The organism is Methylobacterium phyllosphaerae, assembly GCF_001936175.1.
GTDB lineage: Bacteria > Pseudomonadota > Alphaproteobacteria > Rhizobiales > Beijerinckiaceae > Methylobacterium > Methylobacterium fujisawaense.
In genome coordinates, this window is the sequence record NZ_CP015367.1 from 5,600,049 (window position 1) to 5,617,569 (window position 17,521).

General features: G+C 68.2%; 13 protein-coding genes, 2 pseudogenes and 1 riboswitch. Of the genes and pseudogenes, 9 read left to right on the top strand and 6 right to left on the bottom strand.

The genetic code is table 11. The features are described from left to right. The first annotated feature begins 19 nt into the window (after window positions 1-19). The 9 genes from MCBMB27_RS25635 to MCBMB27_RS25670 all read left to right on the top strand — a co-directional run bounded on the left by MCBMB27_RS25635 (window position 20) and on the right by MCBMB27_RS25670 (window position 11,846). Window positions 20-1,069 carry a patatin-like phospholipase family protein gene (locus tag MCBMB27_RS25635; RefSeq protein ID WP_075381580.1) on the top strand — a complete coding sequence of 350 codons (1,050 nt, stop codon included), beginning with the start codon at window positions 20-22 and terminating at the stop codon, window positions 1,067-1,069. A gap of 332 nt (window positions 1,070-1,401) precedes the next feature. After that, on the top strand, window positions 1,402-1,602 hold the full coding sequence (locus tag MCBMB27_RS25640; protein ID WP_075381581.1) for a hypothetical protein: 201 nt from the start codon (window positions 1,402-1,404) through the stop codon (window positions 1,600-1,602). Between the two features lie 566 nt (window positions 1,603-2,168). After that, window positions 2,169-2,375: riboswitch (cobalamin riboswitch) on the top strand. Window positions 2,376-2,611: 236 nt separating this feature from the next. Beyond that, complete coding sequence (locus MCBMB27_RS25645) at window positions 2,612-4,699, top strand: TonB-dependent siderophore receptor (RefSeq protein ID WP_236952826.1); 2,088 nt, start codon at window positions 2,612-2,614, stop codon at window positions 4,697-4,699. After that, window positions 4,699-5,424, top strand: coding sequence for an ABC transporter ATP-binding protein (locus MCBMB27_RS25650; protein ID WP_075381582.1), 726 nt, complete (start codon window positions 4,699-4,701; stop codon window positions 5,422-5,424). Before MCBMB27_RS25645 ends, MCBMB27_RS25650 begins: the two co-directional genes overlap by 1 nt. Continuing rightward, the gene (locus MCBMB27_RS25655) at window positions 5,421-6,815 is read left to right on the top strand and encodes a DUF3526 domain-containing protein (protein ID WP_075381583.1); all 1,395 of its coding nucleotides are present in this window, start codon (window positions 5,421-5,423) and stop codon (window positions 6,813-6,815) included. The genes MCBMB27_RS25650 and MCBMB27_RS25655 overlap by 4 nt, the downstream gene beginning before the upstream one ends. Then, complete coding sequence (locus MCBMB27_RS25660; protein ID WP_075381584.1) at window positions 6,812-8,299, top strand: DUF3526 domain-containing protein; 1,488 nt, start codon at window positions 6,812-6,814, stop codon at window positions 8,297-8,299. Before MCBMB27_RS25655 ends, MCBMB27_RS25660 begins: the two co-directional genes overlap by 4 nt. Window positions 8,300-8,558: 259 nt before the next feature. Continuing rightward, on the top strand, window positions 8,559-9,710 hold the full coding sequence (locus MCBMB27_RS25665; RefSeq protein ID WP_075381585.1) for an acetyltransferase domain-containing protein: 1,152 nt from the start codon (window positions 8,559-8,561) through the stop codon (window positions 9,708-9,710). 181 nt (window positions 9,711-9,891) lie between these two features. Next, window positions 9,892-10,179, top strand: coding sequence for a hypothetical protein (locus MCBMB27_RS31025; protein ID WP_139231604.1), 288 nt, complete (start codon window positions 9,892-9,894; stop codon window positions 10,177-10,179). Next, a complete protein-coding gene (locus MCBMB27_RS25670; protein WP_075381586.1) occupies window positions 10,176-11,846 on the top strand; it encodes a SulP family inorganic anion transporter in 1,671 nt (556 codons plus the stop codon). Before MCBMB27_RS31025 ends, MCBMB27_RS25670 begins: the two co-directional genes overlap by 4 nt. Window positions 11,847-11,864: 18 nt before the next feature. On the opposite strand, the pseudogene MCBMB27_RS25675 reads toward MCBMB27_RS25670, so the two are convergent. The 6 genes and pseudogenes from MCBMB27_RS25675 to MCBMB27_RS25700 all read right to left on the bottom strand — a co-directional run. Then, window positions 11,865-12,157: pseudogene (locus MCBMB27_RS25675) on the bottom strand (IS630 family transposase); the annotation flags it as partial. A 219-nt stretch (window positions 12,158-12,376) separates the two neighbouring features. Next, window positions 12,377-13,039 carry a ribonuclease HI gene (gene rnhA / locus MCBMB27_RS25680; RefSeq protein WP_043755200.1) on the bottom strand — a complete coding sequence of 221 codons (663 nt, stop codon included), beginning with the start codon at window positions 13,037-13,039 and terminating at the stop codon, window positions 12,377-12,379. Window positions 13,040-13,708: 669 nt separating this feature from the next. After that, a complete protein-coding gene (locus tag MCBMB27_RS25685) occupies window positions 13,709-14,509 on the bottom strand; it encodes a MetQ/NlpA family ABC transporter substrate-binding protein (RefSeq protein WP_236952827.1) in 801 nt (266 codons plus the stop codon). Window positions 14,510-14,685: 176 nt separating this feature from the next. After that, window positions 14,686-15,102: pseudogene (locus tag MCBMB27_RS25690) on the bottom strand (LLM class flavin-dependent oxidoreductase); the annotation flags it as partial. A gap of 6 nt (window positions 15,103-15,108) precedes the next feature. Next, window positions 15,109-16,152 (bottom strand): LLM class flavin-dependent oxidoreductase, encoded by a 1,044-nt coding sequence (locus tag MCBMB27_RS25695; RefSeq protein WP_075381588.1) that lies wholly within the window; start codon window positions 16,150-16,152, stop codon window positions 15,109-15,111. Between the two features lie 4 nt (window positions 16,153-16,156). After that, window positions 16,157-17,146 carry an ABC transporter substrate-binding protein gene (locus MCBMB27_RS25700; RefSeq protein WP_091955193.1) on the bottom strand — a complete coding sequence of 330 codons (990 nt, stop codon included), beginning with the start codon at window positions 17,144-17,146 and terminating at the stop codon, window positions 16,157-16,159. Window positions 17,147-17,521 lie beyond the last annotated feature (375 nt).

Below are 17,521 nucleotides of genomic sequence, written 5' to 3' on the forward strand. Positions count from 1 at the left end.
GGATGAGGGATGCGGTCCCATGTCGGATGAGGCGATCACGGCGGGCAGGCGGGGGCGGGATCCGGTCCTGATCGATCTGGCCCTGCAGGGCGGCGGCGCGCACGGCGCCTTCACATGGGGGGTCCTCGATCGCCTGCTCGAGGAGCCCTGGCTGAGCGTCGACGGCATTTCCGGGACGTCGGCCGGTGCCATGAACGCGGCCGTCCTCATCGACGGCTACGAGCGGGACGGCGCCTCCGGTGCGCGCGCGGCACTCCAGGCCTTCTGGGACGCCGTCTCGCGCGCGGCCCGGTTCAGCCCGCTGCAGCGTAGCCCGCTCGACGTGATACTGGGCCGCTGGACGCTCGATTCCGCGCCTCTGTATCTGGCCGCGGACCTGATGGCGCGGGTCTTCTCCCCGTATGACCTCAATCCGCACGACTTCAATCCGCTCAGACAGATCCTGGATTCGCGGCTGGATTTCGAGCGCATCGCACGGAGCCGGATCAAGCTCTTCGTCACCGCGACGGATGTTCATACGGGCCGGGGCCGGGTGTTCCGCAACGCCGAGGTCACGGCCGACGTGCTCCTCGCCTCGGCATGCCTGCCGACCCTGTTCCAGGCGGTTTGGATCGACGGTGCCTCCTACTGGGATGGAGGCTATTCCGGAAACCCGACGATCACCCCCCTGGTCCGCGAATGCGAGTCGCGCGATACGATCATCGTGCAGGTCAATCCGGTCGAGCGCAGGCAAGCGCCGACCTCGGCCCGGGAGATCCTCAACCGGCTCAACGAGATCTCCTTCAACGCGGTCCTGCTCAAGGAACTGCGGATGATGGCCTTGCTGCGGCAGGTCGCGCCCACGGACAATTCCGAGTGCGCACGATGGGCGGCCATGCGCATGCACCGCATCGCCAGCGACGTTGTCGCCGAGCTGGGCTCGTCCTCGAAGCTCAATGCGGAATGGGCATTCCTGACGATGCTTCGGGATGAGGGACGCCGGAGCGCCGCGACGTTCCTGACCGATCATGGGCCGGATCTGGGCCGGCGTCCGTCCTTCGACCTCGACCGACTGCTCGAAGGCGTCTGACGCAGCCGGAACGCCCCGTCGCGCATGACAGAGCTTGCTGAACTTGATCAAGATCACGGCGCCTATATTGATTTAAAACTTATATTTATTTGGTATAAATGCGGCATGTGTTCCATTTATCAGTCTTGCGCGTCGCAGATCGACGATATCTTGTCAGACTAAATGGGTCTCTGCCCAAGCCTCTTCAAACCGGTTCACGCGCATGATCGGCGCGGCACTTCGCAGTCGGACCGGCTCGATTCCGGGGGAGCGCCTTCACACCGAAGACCGCTCGTCGCATCCGGCCGGCCCCGGAAACGGCCCGGCGCCCACAGACAGAGGAGTGAACGCTAATGCACACGATCCGGGCTCTTCGCGCGGCGCTGGCCGCCTTACCCCTGTTGACCTTCGCGACGTTCGCGGACGCGACGGCCGCTGGCCCCACACCGGGCAAGGCGCTGGCCGGACCGACGGTGTCGGAAGCCAGGGTCACCATCGGCCGTCACAAGGCACTTCCGAAGAAGAAGCGTATCCATCGCGAGCGGAAGATGTAGGGGCGATCGAGCGACCGCAAATGCATGACTGACTTGACCGGCTGGCTTAGAACCGAACCGATCGAGAGCATCTGCCCGGTGCAAAGCCAGCCTGTCAGGGTATCGGGTTCGCGCCGAACGAGAAGTTTTGGCACGGGGCCACCGCGACCACGGCGATGACGCATGCCGCGATCCAAGGCTGGACGGCAAGGCCGGCCCTGAGATGGAGCGGGTCACCGAAGGACCGTATGCCGGGTCATGAGCTCGGGCCGCGCGTTCCGCAGTCAGCAACACGATGCCAAGAGCGTTCCATCGGATTTCCATTCAGCTGAGACGCTCGGCGCCCAGCGGCGCATGAAACAAGGCGTCGATGACCGCTCGTCCGTTCGGTTCAGCATAGCGCATATCCAGCCGCCATCGGCCCGCCGATCTCATTCGGACCCGCGTCGTCCGAGCCCAATCCGGTCCATCACCGCAACGTGAGAGCCGTGCATTCCATCGGGGATCGGACTGTGTCCATAGCGCCACACGTAACGTAACACTGTTACAAAGTTTGTCAGGCCCGTTGACCGGATGCGCGCCGGTGGCGAATATCGTCCAGCCAAGGTTCTTCGGGTCCCGGCCCGGAGCTAAGACGGGAATTCGGTGCGCTTTTCGGAGCGAATCCGAAGCTGCCCCCGCAACTGTGAGCGGCGAGCGCCTGCTACCGATGACCACTGGTGCTTGCACTGGGAAGGTCCGGCGGGCGCTTTGACCCGTGAGCCAGGAGACCTGCCTTCGGCACGATGACGTCCCTCGGGCGGGGTGCCCCGGCGGAGCGCGCGGTGTCGCCGTCTCGTGGGCGACGCTGCCCGTATCCCCGTGGCCTCCACCCGGCAACAGCGAGTGTGTGGTGGCGACCTCCGAACGTCCGTCTCTCGGCGAGCCTGCGCGGTTTTCAGCGCCATCAGCGCGTCGTCCGCGGACTCCGCATCGCGGTCGGCGGCTGGCGCTCGCCGCTGTCCTCTCGGCCGGGCTTCCGATCGAGGACGTGCGGGCGCAGGAGAGCGTGACGTTGGAGGAACTCTCGGTCGAGCAGGTCGGGGAGGGTGCCGGCCGCACGACGGCCTCCGGGCGCGGCACCATCGGCCTGATCGGCCCGACGCCGGGATACGGAGCGGGCACGGCCGTCAGCGCCACGCGCACCGCCACTCCGCAGATCGACGTGCCGGTGGCCGTCTCCGTGGCGCCGCGGGAGACGATCACCGACCTCGCCGCCACCCGCGTAGACCGGGCGTTCAACTATCTGCCCGGCGTCGCCCAGCAGAACAATTTCGGGGGGCTTTCGATCTTCAGTTACGCCATCCGTGGTGTGACGACCTCGGAGATCTACAAGAACGGTTTCCCCCTCAATCGCGGGACCCCGCCTCCGCCCGACGCGCAGAACATCGAACGCATCGAGGTGCTCAAGGGACCGGGGGCGGCCCTGTTGGGACGCAGCGATCCCGGCGGGCTCGTCAACCTCATCACCAAGCAACCCACCGCCGAACGGTTCGTCGAGTTCGGCAATCAGGTCGATTCGTTCGGTCTGACCCGCGGTACCATCGATGCCGGCGGTGCCCTGAACGCGGACGGGACGGTCCTCTATCGCTTCAATCTCGCCGCACAGGGGGCCGGCAGCTTCCGCGACTTCGTGGACAGCGACCGGCTGCTCGTGGCTCCAGTGGTGAGTTGGCAGGTCACGCCGGACACACGCGTCACGGTCGAGACCGAGTTCGTGAAGAACCGCATCGTCTTCGACCGCGGCGTGATCGCGCTCAACCGCCAGCTCGGCTTCCTGCCGCTCTCGCGGTTCCTCGGCGAGCCCGGTCAGAGCACCTACCAGAACAACAATTCGCTGCAGGTCCGCGTCGATCATCGCTTCGATGAGAACTGGCAGATGCGGCTCGCCGCTTACTTCAACACCGGCGATCTGGAAGGGGAATCGGCGGAAATCCGCGGAATCGCCGCCAACAACCGCACCGTCTTTCGCGACCGCAACGTGCGCGACTATCGCTGGGACGTGGCGGTCGGTCAGGCCGACCTGATCGGGCGGTTCGACACGGGCGGCATCGGCCACACGCTCCTCCTCGGCATGGACCGGGAGAGCACCGACAGCCGGACGGTCTATCTGCGCTCGAACTTCCGCACGAGCCCCTTCGCCCTCGACATCTATTCGCCGGTCTACGGACAGGCGCTGCCGCCGATCACCATCCCACGCAACAATCTCGAGCGCATCACCAATACCGGCCTCTATGCGCAGGACGAGATCGTCCTGAGCCCGGAATGGCGGGCGCTGATCGGCCTTCGGCTCGACATCTTCGAGCAGAGCTTCCGCGAGCGCGTGGTGCGCAGCCAAGTGGACCAGTCACGGGTCGCGGCCTCGCCCCGGGCGGGCCTCGTCTACCGGCCGATCCCGGAACTCGCCTTCTACACCAATGTCGGCACGAGCTTCCGACCGAATATCGGCACCGACGCCGCCGCCGTCACGCGCGGCACGGCGCTGCCGCCCGAGACCGGCCTCGGCTACGAGGTCGGTGCCAAGTCCGAATTGTTCGGCGGCAATTTGCTCCTCACCGCCGCCGCCTTCCGTGTGGAGCGGGAGAACGTGCTCACGCCCGACCCGGCGAATACCGGCTTCTCCCTCGCGGCCGGCGCCGTGCGCAGCCAGGGCTTCGAGCTGACGGCCCAGGGACAGATCACGCCGGAACTGAAGCTCCTGGCCGGCTACGTCTATGCCGATGCCCGGGTCACCAAGGACAACGTCCTTCCGGTCGGCGCCCCCCTGGTCAACGTGCCCCGCCACTCCGGCAGCCTGCTCGCGGTCTACGAGCCAGCGGGCGCGTGGCGCGGCTTCGGGATCGGCGGCGGCGTGCGCGGCGTGGGCGAGCGGGCGGGCGACGCGGCGGGGTCCGGCTTCACCCTGCCGGGCTTCATCGCGGTCGATGCGCTGGCCTATTACAAATTCGGGAACGCCCGCGTGGCGCTCAACATCGAGAATATATTCGACACCGATTACTACGAGAGTTCACTGAACGTATTCCGCGTCTATCCGGGCTCGCCTCGTCGCATCACGGGCTCCGTGACAGTGCGGTTCTGATGGCGGTTGAGCCGGTGTTGGCGCTCGGCCGCGTCGTCAAGCAGTTCGGAGGCAGGACCGCCCTCAGCGGTCTCGACCTCACCCTGCGCGCGGGTGAGGTCTATGCCCTGCTCGGTCCCAACGGTGCCGGAAAGACCACCACGATCAACCTCATCCTCGGCTTCCTGAAGGCCGATGCGGGGGAGGTCCGGGTCTGCGGGATCGATGCAGGGACGGATCCCATCGCTGCCCGGGCGCGCACCGCCTACATCCCGGAGCATGTGGCCCTGTATCCGGGGCAATCGGGATTGGAGAATCTCCGTTACTTCGCGACCCTCGCCGGTCTCGCGATCGATCGGGCGGAGGCCGAGACGCATCTCGCGGCGGCCGGCCTGGCGCCCGAGGCCTGGTCGCGGCCCGCCTCCGGCTATTCGAAGGGGATGCGCCAGAAGGTCGGCATCGCCATCGCGCTCGCGCGAAAGACCCGGCTGCTACTGCTCGACGAGCCGACATCCGGCCTCGACCCATCGGCGGCGGCGGCCTTCTCCGGGACGGTGCGGGCGGCGGCGGAGCGCGGCACGGCGGTGCTGATGGCGACCCACGACCTCTACCGCGTGCGCGAGATGGCCGACCGGGTCGGCGTGCTGGCAGGCGGGCGCGTCGCCGAGGAGATCGATCCGAGGCGCTACGCGCACACCGATCTGGAACGCCTCTACATCGCGCGCCTGTCGGGGGCGGTCACGTGAGGCGCGTCCGCGCGGAGTTGGCGCTGCTGTGGCGGGACGCGCGCGTCCGCTGGATCGGCGGCCTGCTCGTCCTGCTCCTGATGGTCACGGGCCTCGGCGCCTGGCAATCCGCCCGCGATTACGGTGCCGAGGTCGCGCGGGTTACGGCCGCAGAGCGGGCCCGCTGGCTCGGGCAGGATGCCAAGAACCCGCATTCCGCCGATCATTACGGCCTGTGGGTGTTTCGCCCGTCGTCGCCCCTCGCCATCCTCGATCCCGGCACCGAGCCCTATACGGGCCGGATGGTGCGGATCGAGGCGCACCTGTTCAACGATGCGGTCTACCGCGCCGTGCAGGATGCCGGCCCCTTCGACCGGGCCGGCCTCTCCGATGTCTCCGATGTCGTCGGCCTCGTCGTTCCCCTGGTGGCGCTTCTCCTCGGCTTTGCCGCCTTCGCGGCGGATCGCGAGCGCGGTACCCTGCGCCTCGCCCTCGGCAACGGCGCGCCGCCCATCCCACTCTTTGCCGCCCGCTTCACCGCACTGACCCTCGTCCTTACGGTCCTGGTCTGCCTGCCCCTCCTCACGCTCGGCGGCGTGGCCATCGCGAGCCTCGGCACCGCGGGTTGGCAGGCTTGGCCGCGCCTCCTCGTCTGGGTCGCGGTGCAGGCCCTCTACGGTGCCGTCTTCCTGCTCATCGCGATGATCGCCTCGTTGCTGGCCCGCACGGCGCGAGGAGCCTTGACGATCTCCCTCGCGGTCTGGATCGCGCTGTGCCTCGTCGCGCCACGGCTCGCGACTGCAGGCATGGAGATGCTCTCGCCCGCCCCGTCCTATCGCGAGACCCGGCTGCGGATCGACGGGGACCTGCGTCCCCATAAATCCGCCGAAGCCAGCGATGCGCGAGCGCAGGCGACGCTCGTCCGCTACGGCGTGAGCGATCCGCAGGAACTCCCGGTGGATCTGCGTGGCCTCATGATGGTGGAGAACGACCACCATGCCTTCGCGATCTACGACCGGGAACTCGGAGCCTTCTTCGCGGCCCTGGCGGCGCGGGATGCCGCGTTCGGCTGGGCGGGCCTGCTCTCGCCGCGCGTCGCCCTCCAGCGTGTGTCGGAAGGCCTTGCGGGGACCGATTTCGTTCAGCACGCCCATTTCGTCTGGTCTGCCGAGGCTTACCGGCGGGCGATCTCGGAGCGCATGAATGCAGAGATCCGCGACAACCCACAGCGCGACGGGCGCGCGATGCTGGCGGGGCCGGAATTGTGGCGCGCAATTCCGCCCTTTGCCTTTGCGCCCCTGCCGCTGTCGCGGTCCCTCGCCAAGATCCGGGTCCCGGCCCTCCTGCTCGGTCTGTGGCTGGCGCTGCTCGGCGCCGGGAGCATCCCCCTGATCCGCAGGCTGGCCCCGTGAGCCAATCGCGCTTTCTCCCACTGCTGAGGACCGAACTGCACCTGATCCTGCGCGAGCGGCTGACCTGGGCGATCCTCGCCGCGCTCCTGGCGGCCCTCTGCCTCGGGGGCCATACCGGTGCCCAGCGTGTGGCGGGCGAACGGGCCGCGATGGCGCAAGCCTCGGACGATGCCGCGCGCTCCCTTCGAGACGCTAAGGAGGCCGCCGCCCGCTACGCCGTGCCGCGTGCGATGACGGTCAATTACTGGCAGGATCCGACCCATGCCTTCGGCTACATGCACTACTTCCTCGCCGCCGACGCCGTGAAGCCGCCGACACCCCTGGCCGTGCTCTCTGCGGGGCAGAGCGAGATCCAACCCGCCGTCATGAAGACGAGCTTCGGCTTCAGCTCCGTCTTCGAGGACACGGCCTACGAACTGGGATCCGCCGCCGCGCTGAGGCTCGGGCCCTTCGACCTCGCCTTCGTCCTCATCTACCTCGTTCCCCTGGCGGTGATCGCCATCGCGGGAACGCGCCTTGCCGCCGAGCAGGATGCCGGGATCCTCCGCCTCATCGCGGCCCAGCCCGTACACCCCCGGATCGTCGCGGTCGCGAAGTTCGGCGCGGCAGCGCTCATCCTCGTCGCCGCCGTGATCGGGGGGACGGCGTTGGCCCTGGCGCTGGCGGGATGGCGGGACCTCCCTCCGGGCTGGGCCACGACCCTGGCCCTCTTGGCCACCGCGCTCTGCGCCTATGTCGTGCTCTGGGTCGCCGCCTGTGCCCTCGCCGCCAGCCTCTGGCGCGGGGCTGTGGCGTCGCTGACGATCCTCGTGCTGACCTGGGCCTGCGTGACCGTTGTCCTGCCGGCCCTCCTCGGTCTCGCGGTGGACAAACTGGCGCCGCCCCCCTCGCGGATCGCCGCCATCGACGCCAGCCGCCAAGTTCAGGATGCCTTCTACCGGGGCGACGAGGCGGCGAAAGTCACGGCCGCATGGCTGACGGCGCGGTTGCCCGGCACCACGGACCGACCCGACTTGCGCGAGACGCCGCAAATCAAGCGGCTGGCCCGGGATGCGTTCTACGAGACGACGCTCGCCCCCTACCGCGCAGGGATGCAGGCCCGCGCCGAGGGCGCCGCGGCCTGGAGCGCACGCCTGGCTCTTCTGTCTCCGGCGACGACGCTCGCCCTCGCGCTCGCCACGGCGGCGGGCACCGACGCCGCCCGCCACGCCGCCTTTCTCGCCGCAGCCTCCGAGTACCGCCGGAGCCTGCGCGCCTTCTTCGAACCGCGCATCCTGGCGCAGGAGGTGCGGCCGGCGGCTGTCTGCGCAGGCTGCCCGACGCGCCTCGATTTCGATGCCTACGATGCCGTGCCACGCTTTCCAACTGTGATCGCGGCAGACGCAGCGCGATGGCAGGCCGCGCTCAGTGCGCTCACCCTGTGGGGCGTGGCATTGGCTCTGGCCGGGCTGGCCTTCCGCCGCTTCGCGATATGGTCCGTATGAGCGCTGTCGCGACGTCGGCTGCCCGCCCGGATTTTGAGACGCGGCCCGGCGATGCAGAACTTCGAGCCGCGTCGCTTCGCGCGCATTGGTCCAGGCACGCGTCGAAGCGGCGACTGGCGGCTCTCGTGCGCGAGCGGCCGTACACCCCGGTGGGATTTGCCGGCGGATTGAGCCGTCGCGGCTTCTGCATGCTCCGCGGAGACACCGTCTGGACCCCGGCCGCGCGCCCAAATCTGCTTTGCCGTCTTGAGGACCAGTCGTGACGACCACGGACGTGAAGCGCCCGCCGCGCATCCTCTCGATCGACGCCTTACGCGGGCTGGTGATGCTCCTGATGCTCGTCGACCACGTGCGGGAGTTCTTCTACCTTCATGCGCAGGTCCGAGACCCCATGGATCTCGCCGCGACGCCGCCGGACCTGTTCCTGACGCGGGCGTCCTCGCACCTCTGCGCTCCGCTCTTCATCCTGCTCACCGGCCTTTCGGCCAGACTCTATGGGCAGAAGCACGGTCCGCGAGCGACCGCCGCCTTCCTGCTCAAGCGCGGGCTGCTCCTGATCCTGCTGGAAGTGACGCTCGTCAATGTCGCCTGGGCCGGCAGCTTCTGGCCGCCGATCCTTTATCTGCAGGTGATCTGGGTGATCGGCCTGTGCATGGTGGCGCTGGCCGCGTTGCTCTGGCTGCCGCGGGTTCTCCTCGTGACCGGAGCCCTGGCGCTCATGCTCGGTCACAACCTGCTCGACGGGCTCGTGCTTCAAGCGGGCGAGCCGGGCTACGTGCTCTGGTCCATCCTGCATCAGCGCGGGATGATCGCGTTGCCCTGGGGCGGCGTGGCCCGGACGTCGTACCCGCTCCTGCCGTGGATCGGCGTGATCGCGGCAGGCTACGCGCTCGGGCCGCTTTTCACGGGAGCGGTCGACGAAACGCGCCGTCGCGCCTGGCTCGTCGGGCTCGGGGCGGCCGCCCTCGTCGCCTTCCTCATCCTGCGCGCGCTCAACGGTTACGGCGAACCGGTGCCGTGGCAGCCCGGCCGCACGCCCCTCGCCACCGCGCTGTCCTTCGTCAATCTGACCAAGTACCCGCCGTCCGCCGATTTTCTGCTGCTGACGCTCGGGCTGGGCCTCTGCCTGCTGACGCTGTTCGAGGTGGTTCCGGCGCGGCTCGTCGGCTGGCTGCGCGTCTTCGGCGGCGCGCCGCTGTTCTTCTACCTGCTCCACCTTGCGCTCCTGCGTCTCCTGTATGATGGAGCCGCGACGGTCGGTCTGGTTGGGGCTTCAGGACGGGTCGAGGCTGGCTCACCGGCGGCGCTCTGGCTCATCGCCGCCGCTGTCAGCATTCCCCTTTGGGTGGCCTGCCGTTCGATGGTACGGCTGAAACGATCCGGGAGATGGCCGGCTCTGAGCTATCTCTGAGAGCACGAAGATCGTCTCAATTAGAGCAGAGAGCGGGACGACGGACGTCCCATTGGTGACGGATAACCCAACAGATGCGGGGGAGGGGCCTGGCCGGCATCGTCCGACGGCGCAGGGTCTGCACCGCGGGTCGCGATCCGGCGGCGGCCGCGTCTGCCAGTCCGACCGAGGATCGCAAGACGTGGGCAACCGCGACACCGAGCGCCTCGCCGAGACGGGGATCGGCCTGGTCGAGACCGAGGTGAACCATCGACGCGGGCCGTGGCGGATGCTGCTCTCGGCTGCCAGCGCGACAATCTCGGTCTTCACCACGCCCGACTTCGCGGAGCGAACGCGATCCGTTACTCAATTGAGGAATGTTCTCAAGACAAGAATCCGGCTGAAGCTGCGCGGCGTCTTGTGCGGGAATCGTCGAAGCACTGGTAGAATCGATCCTCGTGCCCACGCCGAACGCGAGGAGCGCAGATGAAGGGCTTCGGTTCGACGCCACATCCAGTCCGGAAAGACGCGCCAAGGGAGATTCGGCTCGACGTGGTGGCAGGCCTTACGGCTGCGGCCGTCGTCCTGCCCAAGGCGATGGCTTTCGCCACCGTGGCTGGACTGCCGGTAGCGGTCGGCCTCTATACGGCTTTCGTTCCCGCGCTCATCTACGGTCTTCTGGGCTCGTCCCGCGTGCTCAGCGTCAGCTCGACGACGACACTGGCCATCTTGACCGCGGCAGAACTCGGCAGCGTGGTCCCTGACGGCGATCCGGCGAAGCTCGTCACCGCGACGGCGACGCTGACGGCACTTGTCGGAACTCTGCTCCTCGCGGCCAGACTGCTGAAGCTGGGCTTCGTCGCCAGCTTCATCTCGCTGCCGGTGCTCACGGGCTTCAAGGCCGGCATCGGAGCCGTCATTCTGCTGGACCAAGCTCCCAAGCTCCTCGGGCTGCACGTCGCGAAACAGTCCTTCCTTGCGGACGTGGTGAGCCTCGTTCAGCACCTGCCCGCAACCTCCCTACCGACCCTGGCCGTCGCAGGGACCACGCTGACCGTGCTTGTCGGGATGGAATGGCTCAAGCCGCACGCGCCAGCCCCTCTGGTCACGGTGGCGGCTGCCCTCATTGCCTCATGGCTGCTGGATCTTGGCGCCGCGGGCGTGTCGACCGTCGGGACAATCCCGCAGGGCCTGCCCTCCTTGAGCTTGCCCGACCCAGCGCTCGCTCAAGCACTTCTGCCGGGCGCGATGGGCATCGCCCTGATGAGCTTCACGGAGAGCATCGCCGCGGCACGGGCGTTCGTGAGGCCCGGCGATCCGCCGCTGGATGCCAATCGCGAACTGGTCGCCACGGGCTTGGCGAACCTGGGGGGAGCCCTGCTCGGGGGCATGCCGGCCGGCGGCGGAACGTCTCAGACCGGTGTCGTCCGAGCCGCTGGCGGCAGGACACAAGTGGCCTCGCTCGTGACGGCCGGGGCGGCTCTCGCCACGATGCTGTTCCTGGCTCCGATCCTCAGTCTCCTGCCGCAGGCGACCCTCGCGGCGATCGTCATCGTCTACTCAGCCAGCCTCATTCAGCCGGAGGAGTTCCGGGCCATCTACAACGTACGGCACATGGAATTCCGCTGGGCGATTGTGGCGGCACTCGGCGTGCTCGTCTTTGGAACACTCCAGGGCATTGTCGTGGCGATCGTGCTCTCGCTCCTCGGCCTTGCCCTCCAGACCGCCCATCCGCGGGTCTCGATCATTGTCCGCAAGCGGGGGGCCGATGTCCTGCGCCCCCTGTCTCCGGAGCACCCCGACGACGAGACGTTCGAGGGCCTTCTGATCCTGCGTCCCGAAGGCCGCCTCTATTTCGCCAACGCGCAGAACGTGGCCGATCGGATCCGGGCGCTGGTCGCCGACCGTGCGCCACGCATCGTCGCCCTCGACCTCAGCCGTGTGCCAGACATCGAGTATTCGGCGCTGCAGATGCTGCAGGAGGGCGTACGGCGGACCGACGTGACGGTCTGGCTCGTGGACCTCAATCCGAGCGTCCTCGACATGGTGCGGCGCGCTGGCCTGGATCAGGAACTCGGTCCGGATCGCCTGCTGTTCAACACGCGGGCAGCCATCGCGCGATACAGGGAGCTTCATCCGCGTTCGGCGCCGGACTAGCGCTTCATCGGATCTGACCGGATCGTCAGAGTCGGAGCCTGCGGCCGCGGGAAAGTTGCGGCACTCGGCCGTGGAGAAGCGCCTGGGAACAGGCGTGTGATGGTGTCCCAGGAGGCGCTGATTCTGCGGGCTGCTTCGGCGCGTGGTCTGGCCGTGAGCGGGGCGAAGACGAGTCCGATCGGATTGAAGCCGAAAGAGTCGGCCGGTCGGTGGAGCAACCGTCCGCCGGCCGCCTCGATAGGCGCGCGAAGATCACCGACCTTGCGGGCGGGCCGATTGCCGAGGACGACCGGGTCACCGCGCTTGAGCGCGTGGGCGGCGAACAGCAGACGCTCCGTCTCGACGGCCGCCTGCACGCCGTAGCCGTCCATCCCCGTGCCCCTGCGAGTCGAGGTAAAGCTTCGGCAGCGTCGCGGGATGAATGTCGCGCAGGCCCGTCGCAGCCGGCGTCATGTCGGCGAGTTCAAGGACCGCGCGATCGCGCTCATCCGCGGACACATCCACGAGGCGAATTGGATCGGCCTCGGCCACTAGGCCCGGCTCGATCGCAGGCGTGCGACCTCGCGAGGCCCGATCTCGAGGTAGAAGCGGATCGCATCGTCGACCAGAGCGTCGGGCGTGACGCCCGCAGCCTTTGCGGCGCGCGTGATCTGGAGACCCAGCGCGAGATCGACGCGCAGGTCCGCACCCTGGCTGGGCGAAGCCGATGCGGGGGTCGCGGCAGGTATGGGCGCAGCATGGGTCCGCGATTCGAGTTTGCCCAGTTTCGCTTCGCGGCGGCCTCGGTGGACGAGAGCGTCGGCGCGCTCATTGAGACGGTCGCCGGCATGCCCCCGAACCCAGGTCCATTTCACGTCGCGCGCCGCGTTCAGTTCGTCGAGGCGCTTCATGAGGTCGACGTTCTTCACGTCACCCGTCGTCGTGCGCCAGCCTTTCGCCTTCCACCCGCGCATCCACTCGGTCACGGATTTGACGACGTACTGGCTGTCGCACCGCATCTCGATCGCGGCTCCGGCCGGGAAATGCTCGAGACCCTTGATCGCGGCCGTCAGCTCCATGCGGTTGTTGGTCGTCGTACCGGGTTCTCCGCCGCACAGCTCGACCGTGCCGTCCGGGGCCGCAACGACGACCCCCCAACCACCTGGCCCGGGGTTAGGGTCGCAACCGCCATCGGCATAAACGATCGTTCGCATCGTGGCGTCAGCCCTTCCGTTTGGTGTGGTCGATGGGAAGCCGCCATCCATGCCCGAACTCGGCTGACAAACGGTATACCCACCCCAGGCCGGTCCCGCTGGAGAGCTGCGAGCCGGGCAGCACACCTGTCGCCCCGGCCACGCCGCAGGCCGGGCCTGCGTGGCGCCCGTCAGCACGATCGCGGGGCTCGCAAATCCGCTGCTCCTCACGGAGCGGCCACCCTGCAGCGCTTAGATCAAAACCCGATGGGTTGGGCAATGGAAGGAGCCGCCTGCGACCCGAGCACGTCCTTGCGAACGACGCGCACCGCATCGAATGCGGTCACTCCGAGAGCCCTCCGCCCATCGGAGTCGATCGGTGGGCGCGGAGACGTCGGGGTCGTGGTCACCGGCATGCAGCACGGCTCTGCTTACCGAAGACGTCGCGGTCCACGGGGCGACCGCGCCGGTCCCCCGATGGGTCTCCGACGGACGCCGCGACCTGCGATGCGAAGTCGCGATAGGAGCGGCTTTCCGATCAGACGCTGCTGCCGGGCGGCGACGATGAGGCCGAACTTCTGGTAGCCGATCCGGAATTCCCTGGGCGCATTCTGGGCGCGGACGCCGGCCCCGAGGCAGAGGCCGGACTGCGCCCGCACCGAACCTCCGTCGTCCCGCAACCGTGGTCGGTCATGAATTCCGGACGGGGATCACGGAGCCGCGGTAGCGGCTGCGGATGAACGCCGCGACTTCGGCCGAGGTCAGCAGCGTTGCGAGACGCTGGATGCGGGGATCCTTCGCCAAACCCTCGGTCGTGACGAGGACGTTCGCATACGGATTGCCCTCGGCGCGTTCGAGGGCCAGCGCGTCCCGTGCGGGCTCCAGCCCCGCTTCCAGCGCGTAATTGCCGTTGATCACTGCGATCGCCACGTCATCGAGGGAGCGCGGCAATTGCGGAGGCGCGATCTCGACGAAACGGAAGTTCTTCGGATTCTCGAGGACGTCGTCCAAGGTCGCGTTCACGCCCGCGTCCTTCGCCCGCAGACGGATCAGGCCGTTGGCCTGAAGCAGCGACAAGCCTCGGCTGGTGTTGGACACGCTGTTCGACAGGGCGACGGTCCCGCCGGCCGGCACGTCCGCGAGCGACTTGGCCCGGCGGCTGTACAATCCCAGCGGCTCGATATGCACCGCCGCGACGACGGCGAAGCGCACCCCCATCGCGGCTTCCTCCGAACGGAGGAAGGGCACGTGCTGGAAGAAATTGGCGTCGGCGTCGCCGTCACGCAGCAGGGCGTTCGGGCGGAGATCGCCCGAGATCTCGATGGTCTTGAGCGGCAGGTCGGGGGCGAGCTTGTCGGCGACGAATTCGAGGATCTCCGCATGCGGTACGGACGAGGCCACGACACGCAGGGGAGCCGTCGCGGCGCGCGCCGGCGCCATGCTCAGGGCCAGCGCGCCAGACAGGAAAAGACGACGGGAGTATTGGGGCACGGCGCACGCTTCTCGAAGAAAATTCTTGAACGATAATGCTTATATTCTTATCGCTCTGCGCTCCGTGGCATCAAGAGTATCGACTGTCGAACTTTCGCATGTTGGTAGGTCTTGCTTCTCGTGTCGTCGGGAAGATCGAGAGCGGAATTCTCTCAGCCTGATGCTGCTGCACTTGATCATGCCGAAGCCGCGGCGTCCGTGGCGGCGAAGCGGCTCGCCGGCCGTGGCAGGCCGAGATGGTCGCGCAGGGTCGCGCCGGTATAGTCGCGGCGGAACAGGCCGCGCCGTTGGAGGATCGGGACGACCGCGTCCACGAAAGTCTCCAGACCATCCGGCAGCACGTCAGGCATCAGATTGAAGCCGTCCGCCGCGCCCGCGCGGAACCAGGCCTCGATGTCGTCGGCGATCGCCTCCGGCGTGCCCACGACGATGCGGTGGCCAACGCCGCCGCCCAGCGCCCGCAGGAGTTGGCGGACCGTCAGCCGGTCCCGGCGCGCGAGGGCGAGCGTGCCGAGGAACATCGTGTGGTTGGCGTCGGGCGGCAGGGGGAGCGGTTCCGGCAGGGGCTTGTCGAGCTCGAGCCGTGACGGGTCTCCGGATCAGCGGACGCGCGGCAGGATCTGTTCGGCGAAGCGGCGCATTTCGGCCTCGAAGGGCTGGAACTGCAGCATGAACAGGTCGATGCCGGCAGCGTGGAAGTCGCGGAGACGGCGGGCCACAGTCTCGTAGCTGCCCACCAGCCCGGCGGCGGTGCCGCCATTGGTGCCGACATGCCGGGAGGCGGCCGCATCGGTCTTGGCGAACATGACGCTCGCGGCATCGGTGCGGGCCCGGGTGTCGGCGCGCAGGGCCGCGTCGCGCTGGGCGAGGTCGAGGAGACGGTCCTGCTCGGCCTGCGCCTCCGCATCGGTCTCGCGGGCGATCACGAAGGCCGAGAGGCCGTAGCGCAGGGGGCCATTGGGGGCAGGGCGGCGGGCGACGTCTTCGATCAGCGCCGCGACCTCAGCGAGCGGCTGGCCGTTGATGAACCAGACATCGGCATGGTCGGCGGCGAGCGCCCGGGCGGGCTCGGATTCGCCGCCGAGATAGATCCTCGGCCGCGCCCGGAAGGTCCCGGCCGGGCGGAGCTGGTACTCCTCCACTTGGAAGTGCTGGCCCTGGAGGGTCACGCGCTCGCCGCGCATCAGCCGGTCCACGAGGCCGATCCACTCGCGGCCGTAGGCGTAGCGCTCGTCATGGGCCGGGAAGGGCAGCCCGGCTCGCTCGAACTCGGCCTTGTTCCAGGCATTCACGAGGTTCAGGGCGAAGCGGCCGCCGCTGATATGCTCGATCTGCAGCGCCATCTTGGCGAGCACCACGGGGTGGTAAAGCCCGGGCTTGATCGCCGCGATGATCTCGATGCGCCGGGTCAGGGCCGCCAGCGCCGCCGCTCCTGTCCAGGCCTCCAGCTGATCGCGCTGCGGATCGTAGGGGTTCATCGTGTGCTGCGCGACCAGCACCGCGTCGAAGCCCAGCGCCTCCGCCTCCAGCACCAAGGCCCGGTTGCGCTCCCAGCTGGCATCGTCCGGCTCGTCGGGATCATGGTGGGCGGCGCGGGAGCCGTGGACGGCGGCCCAGATGCCGAACCGGGGTGAACCCGTCATGGCGTCAGCCCCGGCCGGGAGGAATCGCGAAGATCGGCACGGCGGTGGCGTCGATCCGGCGGGGGATGAGTTTCGCCTCGTAGAACACGTCGGCGATGGCCTGCTGCTCGCCGAGCTGCGCCCGCTCCACCGGCTCGACGGCATAGGTGCGGCGGCTGTTGGCGGCGGCCACGACGGCGGGTGGCAGGTCGCCCCAGATCGGAGCCAGCAGCGCCACGGCCTCCACCGGGTTCGCCTTCATCCACGCTCCGGCCTCGGCGAGCGCGCGGTAGACGGTCGCCACCACCTCCGGCTGCGCGGCGGCGAAGCTATCGTTGACGAGGTAGTACCGGTGATAGCTCGTGAGCCCGCTGCCGTCGGCGATGACCCGCACAGGGCGCTTCGCCGCCGCGAAGGCCAGGAACGGATCCCAGATCGACCATGCATCGAGGCGGCCCTGCTCGAAGGCCACGGCCCCTTCCGGCGCCTGAAGATAGGCGGGCGTGATATCGCCGAGCGTGAGGCCGTCGCGCTTCAGCGCGGCGGCGAGCACGTAATGGCTGCCCGAGCCGCGCGAGACGCCGACCGTCTTGCCCTTCAGATCGGCGATGGTGCGGATCGGCGACTCGTCCGGCACGATGATCGCCTCGGCCGAAGGCGCCCCCCGCTCCCGGGCGTAGAAGGTGAGGGGCGCCTTGGCCGATTGGGTGAAGATCGGCACCGCATCGGCCACGTCGGCATGGATATCGACCGCGCCGGCATTCATCGGCTCGATCACGCTGGTGAACAGGTGCCAGGTCGGCGTGAAGCCCAGCGGAGCGAGCCGCTCGGCCAGCGTGCCCTTCACCTTGAGCACGGTGAACAGCACCGACGAGCGCTGCATGCTGATTTTCACATCGCGCGGCGCCGCGTGCACGGCAGGGGCACCGAGCGCGACGGCGGCCGCGCCGCCGAGTCCGGTGCGCAGGAGCGAGCGGCGGGAGGGCGCGATCCGCCAGAGGGTCTCGTCGGTCATCGAAGGCTCGCAACGCGGCAGGGAAAGAAGAGGGCGGCCCCGTATTGAAAGCCGCCCGGGGGCGCCGGATCAATGAAACGTGTTTTCGATTTGCCGTTGCAGCATGGCAGACCGTTCCTCGACGGGCGCTCGGAAAAGTATTCTTTCACTGTCGACGCCCGACAGTTCGGAATTCGGCGCCGATGATCGATATTTGTCGGATCACCTACGAATCATGGACCCGAAGAGGCAGCCTTTTCTCTCTGGGACGTTGAAGAAAATGAAAATCTCCGAAGCGCCTTTCTTGCAAGACCGAGTTTCCAAAAACGGATAGTGCAAGACCATTCGGCTTGAGATCCGGGAACAACTCACCGATTCCAGGGGCATCGCTGTCGG